The sequence below is a fragment of the Bacillus sp. RC251 genome (assembly GCF_044908765.1).
Classification (GTDB): Bacteria; Bacillota; Bacilli; order Bacillales; family Bacillaceae_G; genus Bacillus_A; species Bacillus_A wiedmannii.
This window is the reverse complement of the sequence record NZ_JBIYDP010000001.1, coordinates 272,023-285,975: the sequence shown is the minus strand read 5'-3', so window position 1 is coordinate 285,975 and position 13,953 is coordinate 272,023. Positions and strand designations below refer to the sequence as shown.

14 protein-coding genes are annotated in these 13,953 nt (G+C 36.8%); 7 read left to right on the top strand and 7 right to left on the bottom strand.

Going from position 1 to position 13,953, the window contains the following annotated elements:
- Positions 1-135: 135 nt before the first annotated feature.
- The 3 genes from ABH961_RS01465 (at position 136) to ABH961_RS01455 (ending at position 3,654) form a co-directional block, all read left to right on the top strand.
- Complete coding sequence (locus ABH961_RS01465; protein WP_404518791.1) at positions 136-1,296, top strand: FtsW/RodA/SpoVE family cell cycle protein; 1,161 nt, start codon at positions 136-138, stop codon at positions 1,294-1,296.
- A gap of 74 nt (positions 1,297-1,370) precedes the next feature.
- Positions 1,371-2,111 (top strand): bis(5'-nucleosyl)-tetraphosphatase PrpE, encoded by a 741-nt coding sequence (prpE, locus tag ABH961_RS01460; RefSeq protein WP_098077738.1) that lies wholly within the window; start codon positions 1,371-1,373, stop codon positions 2,109-2,111.
- 154 nt (positions 2,112-2,265) lie between these two features.
- Positions 2,266-3,654 (top strand): peptidase G2 autoproteolytic cleavage domain-containing protein, encoded by a 1,389-nt coding sequence (locus ABH961_RS01455; protein ID WP_048545151.1) that lies wholly within the window; start codon positions 2,266-2,268, stop codon positions 3,652-3,654.
- Positions 3,655-3,702: 48 nt separating this feature from the next.
- Here the strand turns inward: ABH961_RS01455 and ABH961_RS01450 are convergent, their stop codons facing one another.
- The 4 genes from ABH961_RS01450 to ABH961_RS01435 are packed head-to-tail and all read right to left on the bottom strand — an operon-like array spanning position 3,703 to position 6,468.
- Positions 3,703-4,596, bottom strand: a complete 894-nt coding sequence (locus ABH961_RS01450; protein WP_001079117.1) for an RluA family pseudouridine synthase — start codon at positions 4,594-4,596, stop codon at positions 3,703-3,705.
- Between the two features lie 15 nt (positions 4,597-4,611).
- Entirely contained in the window at positions 4,612-5,409 is a 798-nt protein-coding gene (locus ABH961_RS01445; RefSeq protein WP_000673190.1) for an NAD kinase, read from the bottom strand.
- 18 nt (positions 5,410-5,427) lie between these two features.
- On the bottom strand, positions 5,428-6,066 hold the full coding sequence (gene yjbM / locus ABH961_RS01440; protein ID WP_001081480.1) for a GTP diphosphokinase: 639 nt from the start codon (positions 6,064-6,066) through the stop codon (positions 5,428-5,430).
- Between the two features lie 30 nt (positions 6,067-6,096).
- The gene (locus tag ABH961_RS01435; protein WP_001179996.1) at positions 6,097-6,468 is read right to left on the bottom strand and encodes a UPF0738 family protein; all 372 of its coding nucleotides are present in this window, start codon (positions 6,466-6,468) and stop codon (positions 6,097-6,099) included.
- Between the two features lie 146 nt (positions 6,469-6,614).
- Between ABH961_RS01435 and ABH961_RS01430 the strand changes: the two genes are divergently transcribed.
- The 4 genes from ABH961_RS01430 to ABH961_RS01415 all read left to right on the top strand — a co-directional run bounded on the left by ABH961_RS01430 (position 6,615) and on the right by ABH961_RS01415 (position 9,069).
- A complete protein-coding gene (locus tag ABH961_RS01430; protein ID WP_098077730.1) occupies positions 6,615-7,193 on the top strand; it encodes a CYTH domain-containing protein in 579 nt (192 codons plus the stop codon).
- Positions 7,194-7,373: 180 nt separating this feature from the next.
- Entirely contained in the window at positions 7,374-7,772 is a 399-nt protein-coding gene (locus ABH961_RS01425; protein ID WP_000043382.1) for a globin domain-containing protein, read from the top strand.
- The gene (locus ABH961_RS01420) at positions 7,772-8,665 is read left to right on the top strand and encodes a ClpXP adapter SpxH family protein (protein WP_000360672.1); all 894 of its coding nucleotides are present in this window, start codon (positions 7,772-7,774) and stop codon (positions 8,663-8,665) included. Before ABH961_RS01425 ends, ABH961_RS01420 begins: the two co-directional genes overlap by 1 nt.
- Before the next feature lie 230 nt (positions 8,666-8,895).
- Positions 8,896-9,069 carry a hypothetical protein gene (locus tag ABH961_RS01415; protein ID WP_046957017.1) on the top strand — a complete coding sequence of 58 codons (174 nt, stop codon included), beginning with the start codon at positions 8,896-8,898 and terminating at the stop codon, positions 9,067-9,069.
- Between the two features lie 129 nt (positions 9,070-9,198).
- Here the strand turns inward: ABH961_RS01415 and pepF are convergent, their stop codons facing one another.
- The 3 genes from pepF to ABH961_RS01400 all read right to left on the bottom strand — a co-directional run bounded on the left by pepF (position 9,199) and on the right by ABH961_RS01400 (position 13,945).
- The gene (gene pepF, locus ABH961_RS01410) at positions 9,199-11,025 is read right to left on the bottom strand and encodes an oligoendopeptidase F (RefSeq protein WP_097917812.1); all 1,827 of its coding nucleotides are present in this window, start codon (positions 11,023-11,025) and stop codon (positions 9,199-9,201) included.
- 50 nt (positions 11,026-11,075) lie between these two features.
- Positions 11,076-12,320, bottom strand: a complete 1,245-nt coding sequence (locus tag ABH961_RS01405; RefSeq protein ID WP_098630547.1) for a competence protein CoiA — start codon at positions 12,318-12,320, stop codon at positions 11,076-11,078.
- 80 nt (positions 12,321-12,400) lie between these two features.
- Complete coding sequence (locus ABH961_RS01400; RefSeq protein WP_000799209.1) at positions 12,401-13,945, bottom strand: cardiolipin synthase; 1,545 nt, start codon at positions 13,943-13,945, stop codon at positions 12,401-12,403.
- Between the last annotated feature and the right edge of the window lie 8 nt (positions 13,946-13,953).

Here is a 13,953-nt window from a genome sequence, read left to right as displayed (position 1 = left end):
GGAGGAGCTATTCCTTCCTCGTGATGTATGACTTCCCACAAATAGTGGAATAAATGTATGCATAGTCTGCTTGTATATTATTTTTATCATGACATGATCCATATACTTACTAGGCGATAGAAAGGAATACATACATTGAAAGATCCAAATTCTCAATATCAAATAGACTACGTATTACTATTCATCTTATTTGCCATTGGGACTGTTAGTTGCTTTGCAATTGCAAGTGCACAAGCCTCTTTACCACCATTTTTGCAAAGCGTAAATTTTGTATTAAAGCAAATCCAATGGTACTTCATTGGATTTATAGCCATTGGTATGATTATGATTATTGATTTCGATCGTTATCAAAAAATTGCTTGGTATTTATATAGCTTTGCATTGGTACTACTTATTGGACTAGAACTTCAAGTACCAGGTGCCGTTACAATTAAAGGTGCTACCGCTTGGTACAGGCTTCCCGGCATCGGAAATTTCCAGCCGTCTGAAATCATGAAATTGTTTTTAATTATCGTCACTGGACGAATTATAGCAAATCACAATGAGAAATATTTTTTCCGGACAATACACGGCGATTTTTTATTACTCGGAAAAATATGTGCAACAAGTTTTCCACCCCTACTACTTATTGCAAAGGAACCTGATTTAGGAAACACAATGGTAATTTCAGCTATGCTCGCAGCAATGATACTAGTTTCTGGTATACGTTGGCGTTTTATTTTCGGATTAGTTTCCGGTATTTTTGCAGCTGGCGTTACATTAACGTATATTTTTTTTACTCACACAAAATTCTTTAAAGCACACATTTTACAAGAATATCAACTAAATCGCTTCTACGGCTGGTTAGCGCCATACAAATATGATGCACAAGGCTATCAATTAAGACAAGCTTTCTTAGCTACTGGATCAGGGGAAATGCAAGGAAAAGGTTGGGAAAATGGGCAAGTATACTTTCCAGAACCACATACAGATTTTATTTTCACCAATGTCGCTGAGCAATTCGGCTTTTTAGGCGCAAGTGTCATTATTTCACTTTTTTTCCTACTTATTTTCCGCATGATTCATATCGCCTTAGAAAGTAATGATCCTTTCGGTAGTTACATCTGTGCTGGTACAATCGGAATGTTTACTTTTCAAGTATTTCAAAATATCGGGATGACCATCGGATTACTACCTATTACAGGAATTACATTACCCCTTATGAGCTACGGAGGAAGTTCCTTACTCACATACATGATAGCGATTGGATTCGTTTTAAACGTTCGCTCAAGAACGAAAATCTTTATGTTTAAATGACGAGCAAAAACAGTATATTTTTATCTCTATCCTTTTTTAGATATACTAATGAAAAATATGGTGGAGGTTTAAATATGAAATTTGACATTATAGGGGATATTCATGGATGCTTTCAAGAGTTTCAAGATTTAACGACGAAACTCGGATACAACTGGAATAGTGACCTGCCGTTTCACCCTGACCAACGTAAGCTTGCATTTGTTGGTGATATTACAGATCGCGGCCCTCATTCATTACGTATGATTGAAATTGTATGGGAACTTGTCATAAATAAAAAAGTAGCTTATTACGCTCCGGGAAATCACTGTAATAAACTATACCGTTTTTTCCTTGGGCGTAATGTGACAATCGCTCATGGACTCGAAACAACTGTTGCCGAATATGAAGCACTGCCTTCTCATAAACAAAACATTATAAAAGAAAAATTTATCACCCTTTACGAGCACTCTCCTTTTTATCACGTACTCGACGAGAAAAGGTTAATTGTATGTCACGCTGGAATTCGGCAAGATTACATAGGAAGACAAGATAAAAAAGTACAAACCTTTGTATTATATGGCGATATTACAGGAGAAAAACATGCTGACGGCTCTCCTGTCCGTCGCGACTGGGCACAAGAATATAAAGGAAAAGCTTGGATTGTATATGGACATACACCCATTAAAGAACCTCGCTTCGTAAATCATACAGTCAATATTGACACTGGCGCTGTATTTGGTGGCAAACTAACCGGACTACGTTATCCTGAGATGGAGACCGTTTCCGTCCCTTCCTCCCTGTCTTTTGTCCCTGAGAAATTTCGCCCAATTTCATAACGACCCTTATTTAGATATCATTCACAAATTACGAGGATTACCGTATCATTTAGGCGGCTCTCCTATAAAAACTAGGTAAAGTAATTAAAAAAAGATGCAATAAAGTGCATCTTTTTTTAATTACACGGCATATACTGTCGCAGGAGGTGACAGTATGAAGAAAAAATCTTCTAAACAAAAAAGAAAATGCCCGCCTTTTTATCTGCCCATGTACGGAATTAACAACTGGTGCAGCATTCGAGCTGCAGCTTTAGAAGAACCGGACGGACAAGGGGCTTCCCCCAAAAACAAAGCTAAACCAAAATATGTCTCTTTAGAAAATGCTGTAATGAGCCGCATAATCGATAATAGAAAAACAAAGATGCAGCAAAAAAATAAACCTCACTCTACTCACACTGAACAGGTTGTGCCTTCTGAGCAAACAGAGAAAAATACAGAAGAAGACATCCCTGTAGCAATAAATAAAAAAGCAGAATCAGAAATTCCAGCTGCTATTATAAATCAAGTGAAAAAAATAAGAGAAGCATTAGCACCATCCAATGATATACAAACAGAAAAAACGATTATAATTCAAACTCCTACACCTGAAAATACAAAAGTAAAAAAAGGGGGACGATATGCACATGCAGAGGGGCTTCACTCTAATGCAGAGGGTACAGCTTCACATGCAGAAGGACTTCTTACACACGCAAAAGCTTCTTTCTCTCATGCGGAAGGATCAAAAACGAAAGCAACTGGACATAGTTCCCATAGTGAAGGAAGTGAAACGACAGCAGGTGGCTCTTATTCTCATGCGGAAGGTAAACATACAATCGCTTTAGGCGAAGCAGCACATGCAGAAGGAACCGCGACTATCGCTAACGGATTCTCTTCTCATGCGGAAGGTAATCATACATCAACAGCTCATTTTGCAGGTAGCCATATTATGGGGCGCTTCGGCACAGCAGAAGAATCTTATTCTTGGTTTATTGCAAACGGCACAAATGAAACCGATCATAATATCGGTGCAAAGTGGCTTGCTCATAATGGGGAAATGTATATTGATGGCGCTTCTTACAATGCAAGTGGAACTGATTTTGCACAAATGTTTGAAACAACAGACAATAATTTTATTGATGTAGGTTATTTCGTTACATTTAGTAGCGAAGAAAAAATTCGGATCGCTACTTCAAACGATTCATTCATTTTAGGAATATCTAGTGCAACCCCCGCCCTTATAGGAAATAGCGGTGCTTTAAGTTGGCAAAAACGCTATAAAACAGATAACTTTGGAAAACGCCAATATGTACGTACGGAATCGCAAGACATACAACCTCTTTTAAATACAGAATGGGATCCAACTTGCAAATATATAGCAAGAAAAGATCGTACCGAGTGGCTTCCTGTCGGATTAATTGGACAAATGTTAGTACGCGATGACGGCACTTGCGAAACGCATGGATATTGTCGTCCAAATAACGATGGCATTGCTACAAAATCCGAAAGTGGCTTTTTCGTTATAAAGCGCACGGGTGAAAATCAAATTTTAATATTATTCCGCTAAGAAAAAAGGGAACAAAATTCTTCGTTACATAAGAATTTTGTTCCCTTTTTAAGTATGCCTTAATACCTCTTCCATATCGCTTGGAATCGTTGTAGTGAAAGACATTTCCTTCTCTAAAATAGGATGATAAAACGTCAAAGATGTACTATGAAGTGCTTGACGTTTTATCACATCTCTTCTTCCTCCATATAAATCATCACCAAGTAACGGGTGGCCTATATGAGCCATATGTACACGAATTTGATGCGTTCTTCCGGTCTCAAGCTCAAGTGATACATGCGTCTTATGATTGGCGCTATCCATCACTCTAAAATGAGTAACTGCTCTTTGCCCATTTTCACAAACGGTTCGCTCAATAATGCTATCCGATTTTCGTCCAATCGGTGCATCAATCGTTCCTTCTCGTTCTATCATCTCACCGTGAACAATTGCTTCATATGTTCTTTTCACAGCTTTTTGTTGATGCTGTTTCGATAAAAGATGATGCACGAAACGATTTTTTGCAATAAGCATAAGCCCTGAAGTATCACGATCTAATCTTGTTACGATATGCACCGTACTTGCAAGATGCTGCTTATCATAATGAGATAAGAGCGCATTCGCAACACTACCTGCCGGATGTTCTCTAGACGGAATCGTTGACATGTTCGCCTCTTTGTTTATGACAAGAACCGCATCATCTTCATATACAATACATAAAGGGATATCTTCTTTAATCATCCCTTCACTTCTTTCTTCCACTGGAAAAAAGACACGTAATTCTTCACCAGCTTGCAACTGATGACGAACACTGGCATGTTGATTATTTACTTCAATAGCTCCGCCGCGAAATTTTATATCCGTTAAGGCGGCTTTAGAAATCCCTTTTGTTTTTAAAAATTCTCTAACTAAAGTTCCCTCTTCAGCCGATTCTATATCCCATTTCAATGTAAATCTGTTCAAATATATAAACCCTTTCTATTTATCTGCAACAAACGAGTCACGAACTCGTTTCCAGAACGGGAACGGACGGAAACGAACAAATCGTACTTTCTCATTTGCAACGCGATACTGGATTGATTTCACATCTTGATGAACCATCGTTAAATGGTCCACCGTAATTTGTAAGTTCATTCCTGCAGCCGGCTTCAACACACATGTATGATGCTTCGGCAATACGAGTGGCGAGCCTACAGTACGAAACACACGGTTATTAATAGATGCCATTTCTGCAATTTGAATCGCTTCAATAGAAGGGTGAATAATAGCTCCGCCAAGCGCCTTATTATACGCCGTACTTCCCGAAGGAGTAGAAATACAAAGGCCATCCCCGCGGAACGTTTCAAAGTACTCTCCGCGTATTTCCACTTCTGTTACTAATGTACCTTCCGCACTTTTAACAGTTGCTTCATTCATCGCCAAATACTGTGACTCTTTACTCCCATTCACATAGCGAATAATCACTTCTAAAAGCGGATATTCCACCACTTGGAATGGTGTTTTAGCAATTGCAATTACTAATTTCTCTACTTCTGTCGGTAACCAATCTGCATAGAAACCTAAATGCCCTGTATGTACACCAACAAATGCTGTTTCATCCAATCGATTATAATAACGATGAAATGCATATAAAAGCGTTCCATCTCCCCCAACAGAAATTACAATATCGGGTTCCTTTTCATCCATTATAAATCCAAAATCTAGCAAGTATTCTTTCATCGTGCTTGCCAGTGTATCTGATGATTGATCTCCCTTTGACATAATTGTAAATTTCATCGCCCAACACCCTTTAGTTTATGATTCGGAATCTTTCGTTTCTTGTTTTCTTGAAAAAGCTTTCTGCGCTTCTTGAATCTCAAGACGAATAGAAGACATTTCTTCATCTAATAAAAACGCCGCTTCCGCTGCGCGTTGCAAGCGTATTTTAATATCTTCAGGAAAACGTCCACTATATTTATAATTTAAAGAATGCTCAATTGTTGCCCAAAAATTCATTGCTAACGTGCGTATTTGGATTTCTACCAATACTTTTTTTTCTCCTTGAATCGTTTGAACGGGGTAACTAATGACAACGTGATAAGAGCGATAGCCGCTATCTTTCTTTTGCGTGACATAATCACGTTCTTCCACGATTTCAAAGTCATTTCGTTTTCGAAGATATTCTACAACAGGCTTAATCTCATCAACAAATTGACACATCATTCGAAGGCCCGCGATGTCTTGCATATCTTCTCTCAGCCGATCTAGCGGTACATTTCTCTTCTCCGCTTTATCAATAATACTAGCAACCGACTTTACCCTTCCTGTTACAAACTCAATTGGAGAATGCTCTGTTAACATTGCAAATTGAGTACGCATTCCTTTTAGTTTCACTTTCAGCTCTGCCACCGCTTGATGGTAAGGTGCTAAAAATTCTTCCCAATTTCGATTCATTTCAACCACCACCAAAATCAATCCATTTGCTTATAGAAATACTTTTTCTACAGCAGTTACTAGTTCTTCTCCGTAATTTGCATTACCTTCAATATTTTCAACTAAATATTCTACTTCTTCTTTTAAATTTTCTAATTCCATTTCAACGTCATTCACACGAACGAACATTACTATATCGTTATTCATCGCTTCATGCATTGCTTCCCAGCATGTGTGCGGAATACTTACATAAATGAAAGATGATTCGTTTTCTAAAATATATAAAAATGATAAATTGTCTGAGTCTACAAGTACGTGATTACGCGCACTTAACTCCTTTACCTCTATTTCATTATTTTCCGCACAAAAAATAAGCGCATTCTCTCTCTTTTCTACGCTCTTAACTTGAATTTTATTTTGCATGCTCTAACTCCTCCATCTCAACTTCCTGTCTTACTTAACAGTATTATTGTATCATAACATGGACGCAAACAAATAAAACATTGAACCAAATTTATGAAAAAGCGATAATGTGTAAAGAATTATTTTTTAAAAGGAGCGCGCATACAATGACACAAGAAATTGAAATTGAATTTAAAAATATTGTTACAGAAGAAGAATTCGATACATTATGTAAATCATTCTCTATTGAGGTATTTACGAAACAGGTGAATCACTACTTTGAAACACCGGGCTTCTCGTTAAAAGAAGCTGGCTCTGCACTTCGTATTCGTCATAAAGGAGAAACTTATACATTAACATTGAAACAACCTGCAGAAATCGGCTTGTTAGAAACGCATCAAGTCGTAACAGAAGACGAAGCAAGAATGATGATGGAAACAAACGTAATCATTCCAGGGGCTGTAATGGATCAACTACACAAATTACAAATTCCTGTTTCCACTTTAACTTATATGGGTAGTTTAACAACTGAAAGAGCCGAAACACTATTTGAAGGCGGAACGCTTGTCTTTGATCATAGTTTCTATTACAATCACGATGATTATGAAATTGAATTTGAAGTGCAAGATGAAGAAACAGGAAAAGCTGCATTTATTCATTTATTAAAACAGCACGACATACCAATCCGTCATACAAATAATAAAGTAAAACGCTTTTTCCTTGCCAAACAAAACAAAGCACGCTAAAGTGAAAATTCCACTAGTGAATACGTTCTACTAGTGGATATATCTCACTTTTTAAAAGGAAAAGATTCTTTTACATTTGAAAAATAAGCAAAGAACGTTATGAAGGCTGTTTATTTGCCCTCTAGAACATTCCATTGCTACAATAGATATACATTTCATGGAAAAAGGAGTTTATAAAGGATGAGCAAGCAACCGATGACACCATTTGAAGCAATTGGCGGTGAACAATGCATTGCAATATTAGTAGACACGTTTTATTCCTATGTCAGTAAACACCCTGACCTATCTCCCATCTTCCCGGATGATTTAACAGAAACCGCTAGGAAGCAGAAACAATTTTTAACGCAATATTTAGGTGGTCCTAATTTGTACACTGAAGAACATGGTCATCCTATGTTAAGAGCACGCCATCTTCCGTTTGAGATTACGCCAAAACGAGCAGAGGCTTGGCTATCATGTATGGAGCAAGCAATGGATGACACAGGAGTGCACGGTCATATAAGAGAGTTCGTTTTTGAACGTTTAGCGTTAACTGCTCAGCATATGGTTAATACTCCAAACGAAACAGGTGAAGTGTAATGGATAAGCAGGAAGCAACGCATATAAATATGCCATCTCCTTCCGCATGCGAGCATAAGTCTGTAGAAGCATATTTATTTATTGATCCACTTTGCAAAGATTGCTGGGAAATTGAGCCCTTTATTATTAAACTATGGCTTGAATACGGGAAATACTTCTCTATTCGTCATATCGTAACAGGAAAAGTGGATGGAACGAACGCTTCCTCACACAAATGGAATAAACCTGCTAATATTCGATTTGTGTGGGAAAAGACAACAAGTTTACAAGGTTTTTCATGTGATGGAAAGGTACATATGCAAGAAGCATCGTCAACACCATATTTAGTTTCGATGGCAATTAAGGCAGCGGAGTTACAGGGCCGAAAAGCAGGTTCGAAGTTTTTGCGAAAACTCCAAGAATACATTTTCCTTGAAAATGTATCAAACCCTGACTGCGAATTATTACTTGCATGTGCAAGAGATAGCGATATTGATGTAGAAGAATTTAAAAAAGACCTACATTCCGCTAGCGCAAAAAAAGCTTTCCAATGTGACTTAAAATTTACAAATGAGATGCATATTACAGAAATACCTTCTCTCGTATTCTTTCATGCGAATTCAGATGAAGAAGGTATTAAAATCGCTGGAACTTATTCCTACGACGTATACGTACAATTATTGAAAGAACTTGTAAAATGTGAAATCGAGCCAGAACCATTACCACCTTTAGAAGTGTTACTAGAAGCAACGCAATTTATATCTTCAAAAGAAGTAGCATTTATATATGACTGCTCGCAGCAAGAGATCGAGCGTGAACTGAAAAAATTACAACTGAAACGAAAAGTACAAATGATTGACGTAAAATGTGAACGTTATTGGAAATGGATAGCAAAAGAAAAAGACCTGGTGTAAAACACCAGGTCTTCTTCTTTACGGCTTATAAAAATATTAAAGGGGATGGGAGAAATTTTCACGTTCAAACAAAGGGGTATATGTTTGTATGTGAATTCGTTCACGCTTATTATATTACAAGATTCGACGTCAGATGACAACCCCTTTTGTCGAATTTCACACTTTTGTCACATTCTAAACGTTTTCATTTCTGAATAAGCTATAAAAAAGCTATTTTGGAGGTGTTCCGTATGAAAAAAACGTATATTTTACTTATCTTACTAGCTGTCATCGTTTCTTTTTTCTTGTACATCCTCTCTCTACTACAAGCTTTTCCTAAAATTATTGCCTTCCCTCTTTTATTTGGAGTCATTGTCATCGCTCTCTCTTATTTCAACCATAAAAAACGATTTAAAGGGTTTTAACTACAAAAATCACCTGTAAAACTGCCTTCTAATTTAGAAAAAAGAAAGAAATTCACCTTATTTTTTCGACAAGTATCGACAAAAATATTTAAAACAAAAAAAGACGAGGTAAATTCCTCGTCTTTACAATTACTTCTCTTCAAATAATAATGCTTCTAATTCATTTAATTTCTCTTCAAATACTTGCAATGCTTCTTTTACCGGTTCTGGAGATGCCATATCTACTCCAGCTTTTTTCAGCACTTCAATTGGATAATCTGAGCTTCCTGCTTTTAAGAACTCATTAATGTAACGTTCTACTGCTGGTTGCCCCTCTTCTAAAATTTGTTTAGATAAAGCCGTTGCTGCACTAAATCCTGTTGCGTATTGGTATACGTAATAGTTGTAGTAGAAGTGCGGAATACGAGACCACTCTAAACCAATTTCTTCATCGATTACTAAAGCATCACCGAAATATTTCTTATTTAAATCATAGTAGATCTCCGTTAACATGTCTGGCGTAACCGCATGTCCTTCTTGTACTTTCTTATGAATAATATGCTCAAACTCTGCGAACATCGTTTGACGGAATACAGTACCACGGAATCCTTCTAAATAATGATTTAATAAGTATAGACGCTCTTTCTTATCTTCTGTCGTTTTTAATAAATAATCGTTTAGAAGTGCTTCATTACAAGTTGATGCTACTTCCGCAACGAAGATTGAATAATCACCGTATACGTGCGGCTGCGTCTTTCTTGTATAGTAACTATGCACGGAATGACCGAACTCATGAGCAAGTGTATATAAATTATTTACATTATCATGCCAGTTCATTAAAATATACGGATTTGTTCCATATGCACCAGATGAATATGCTCCGCTTCGCTTTCCTTTATTCTCATACACATCTACCCAGCGATTTTCATATGCTTCTTTTAAAATGTCAACATACTCATCACCAAGTACGTTTAAAGACTTTAATAACATGTCTTGTGCTTCTTCATACTTCACGTTCATTTTCACTTCTGGTACAAGTGGTGTATATAAATCATACATATGAAGCTCATCAAGTCCTAGTGCACGCTTACGAATATCAATGTAACGATGTAGCAAGTGTAAATTATCATTTACAGATTCAACAAGTTGATCATACACCGCTTCAGGAATATTATTATTACTTAATGCCGCTTGACGTGCAGAATCGTATTTACGAACACGCGCATTGAAATTATTACGTTTCACAGCTCCGCTTAACGTGCTTGCAAATGTGTTCTTATATTTCCCGTACGTTTCATATACAGCTTTGAATGCATCTTCGCGCACACGACGATCATCACTTTCTAAAAACTGAATGTAACGACCATGTGTAATTTCCACTTCTTCTCCATCCTCACCTTTAATAGATGGGAATTTCAAATCCGCATTATTCAACATACCAAATGTATTACTTGACGCACTCATTACTTCAGATGCTTCTGCTAATAGAGCCTCTTCCGCTTCAGATAATACGTGCGGGCGTTGACGCGTAATTTCTTCTAATGCATGTTCATATACACTTAAGTCTCTATTTTCTGTCAAGAATGTTTGCAGTGTATCTTCTGAAATCGATAAAATTTCAGGCACAATATATGCTGTGCTACTAGATACTTGTGAATATAAATTTGTTGCGCGGTCATTTAATGCTTGATACACAGAGTTTGTTGTATCTTGATCGTAACGCATATGTGCATATGTATATAGCTTACCTAATCGCATTGAAATTTCGTCTTCATATTGCAATGCTTCAAGTAAATTGTTCGCAGAGTCACCAAGTTTCCCTTTAAATTCAGTTAACTTCGGTAATAGCTCTTTAATGGCTTGGAATTCTTTTTCCCATTCTGCATCTGTTTGGAAAATATCTTCTAGTCGCCACGTACTTGATTCTTCAATCTCTTTGCGATCTGGTAACGTTTTTGCTGTGTTTTGTTCAGACATCCTTTAAGCCCTCCTTTAAATATCTCTACTTACATACAATTCGATTTTTCTTATGTAATTCCTTCACGATCAGTCTTTATTATATCCCCTTTTCCTTCTCTCATGTTGTACTTTGCCTCAAATAAAGATAAGGCATACGTTAAGTAAATTTCATCATATTTTATAACTTCCTCCTCTGTTTTTAACATAACTACTTCTCTTTTTTTCCGGTACTTATAAGTCCCTACTTTCTGCAATACACCTGCATAACATAAAAATGTCATATATTCAGCAACTGCTACTTTCCATATATGCCGTGAAAAGTACGGGAGCATGCGCCTTTTCGTATACGTTTTCACATAACTACATACATATTGAAGGGAAATACATTCCCCTACCGTAAGCTCACCTATACATTTTATATATAGAAAAGCTTGCCATGTAAATGGATTTGTTTGAAAAGCAAATGAGGACGGGAGTGGCACACCAATTTCAGAAGGAAAATTTGCTGGGGTACATTTACATTGATATAAAAGGCGTAATAGTGACTTATGATTGTAATTCCAAATCGGCAGAGCATTTTGCCGAAAATAGCTCTTTCGCTTTTTCCATTCCTCACCTAATGTTTCTTTTCGGAAAGAGACGGGAGAAAAGAGCATTTCAAAAGTAGTCGTTTCAGTTGGTAAATAGATAATATGTGAGAAAGAGACGCTTGTAGAAAATGAAGTGAGAAACGCGCATTTCATAAATGATTTTTGTTTCGAACAGAAGAAAATAAGAAATGGCTGAGGATAAGATTGTAAGGAGAAAGCCATAAGTGAGGAGAATTTCATCCAATATGCTGATTGCCTTTTCAATTGATTTCCACCAATGATCCAAATAACCTGTATACCAGCTCGCCAATACGAATAGGTTCGTTTGTACAGCTGCTCTATAGAGAGATTGGCGCATTGGTATTCAATCGCAATTGTTCTCCCTGCTCTCTCTATGAAAATATCTGGTCGTTGCTGAATTTCTGGAAGATAGTGCTCTATATACACAGGAAAGTTTTGACGTTTGAACCACCTATATAACAATTCTTTACCGTGCATATGATACATAGATTCTGCTTCATAAAAGGCAAGACACGCGTCCATTTTCTTATGAGCAAAATGCCAACTTTTTTGTTTCCCTAATTTCATTTGCACTTCCTTCCCGCAAGCTATGCAAAAGAAGCTTTCCTTTTTACGCATACGATGTAAAAGCTCTTCATCATGATGATAGAGTAGATGGATTTTTTCTCCGTTTTCTCTTTTGGCGATAAACATCGGAATCACACCCTTTCAGCTCCTTATATTCTACAATTTATTACAAATTCCTTTTAAAAAAGAGATGTCCCAATTTCGGACATCTCTTTTTATAATAAAGGTGATAATAATCGATACGTCGATTCAACAATTCGTCTATGAAGACGCCTTTTATGAAAACGATCGACATGAATTTCACTTGATTCTTCTATATCCTCTTTATAATCTTGAACAAGTTTTCGAATGCTGTCTGTATCATATAAAAAGGCATTTACTTCAAAGTTCAAATGAAAACTTCTCATATCCATATTAGCAGTCCCAATTGAAGCTAAATCAGAATCGACAATGACAACTTTACTATGAAGAAAGCCTTTTTCGTATTCATATATCTTTACCCCTGCATCTAAAAGCTCTGGGAAGTACGATCTCGATGCGTAAAAGACGGTGCGCTTATCAGGCTTACTCGGCATTAACAAACGGACATCAATACCTGCAAGTGCAGCTACCTTTAATGCGGATAAAATATCATCATCTGGAATGAAATACGGCGTCGCAATCCAAATTGATTTCCGTGCAGATGAAATCATGGCAAAGTATAAATGTTTAATTGTTTCCCATTTATTATCTGGTCCACCTGCAACGAGCTGTACGCCTCCCCAATGATCACCCTCAACTGCTTTCGCTTGTAAATATTCAGGGGCCAGCACAGCCTCACCAGTCATATAAAACCAATCTTGAAGGAAAATAAGTTGCAAGCTTTGAACAGCTTCACCACGCAAATATAAATGCGTGTCTCGCCAAAAACCGAAATATTTATCCTTCCCTAAATATTCATCACCAATATTTAATCCACCGACAAATCCTTCATTTCCATCAATAATAACGATTTTCCGGTGGTTTCGATAATTAATCTTATCGTTTAAAATCGGAAAGCGCACAGGGAAAAACGGAATCATTTCTACTCCTGCATCATTCAATTCTTCAATATATGAATTCGATAATCTAAAACTTCCAACCGCATCATATAAAAAACGAACGACAACACCTTCTTTTGATTTCTGTATTAAAATATCTTTAATTTCTGTTCCAAGTTTATCATCACGCACAATGTAATATTCCATATGAATGTGGTGTTTCGCTCGTTTTAATCCATCTAAAATGGCCTGAAACGTTTCATCTCCATTTGTTAATGTTCTCGTTTCAGTTTGAAATGAAATATTTAAAGCGCCTAAGCGGTCCGCTAAACGAAATAACAGCTCTTGGTGCTTATGATTGCGCAAAATCCGTTCTTCGTAATCTTCATGCCCTTTATATTGTAAAAATGCTTGTTCATCGAGCAACGCCTTCTTTTGGAACATTCTCTTCCTCCGAAAGTTCTGTCCAAATAATAAATAAGCGAAGAATCCAAATACCGGAAAAATACCTAACACAATGAGCCATGTAAGTGTTTTAGACGGATGACGGTTCTCTAAGAAAATAACGCAGCCAATTAAAAATGCAGATACCGTAAATAAAATACTAATAATACCTAAAATCGAAACATCTTTTATACCAATTACATCCGAATAAAATGCTACATCAATAAACATACGTAACGAAACAAATAACGCGAACAATAGTAAAACAAAGAAAATCAACTTTAACGTATTTTTCATCTCTTACC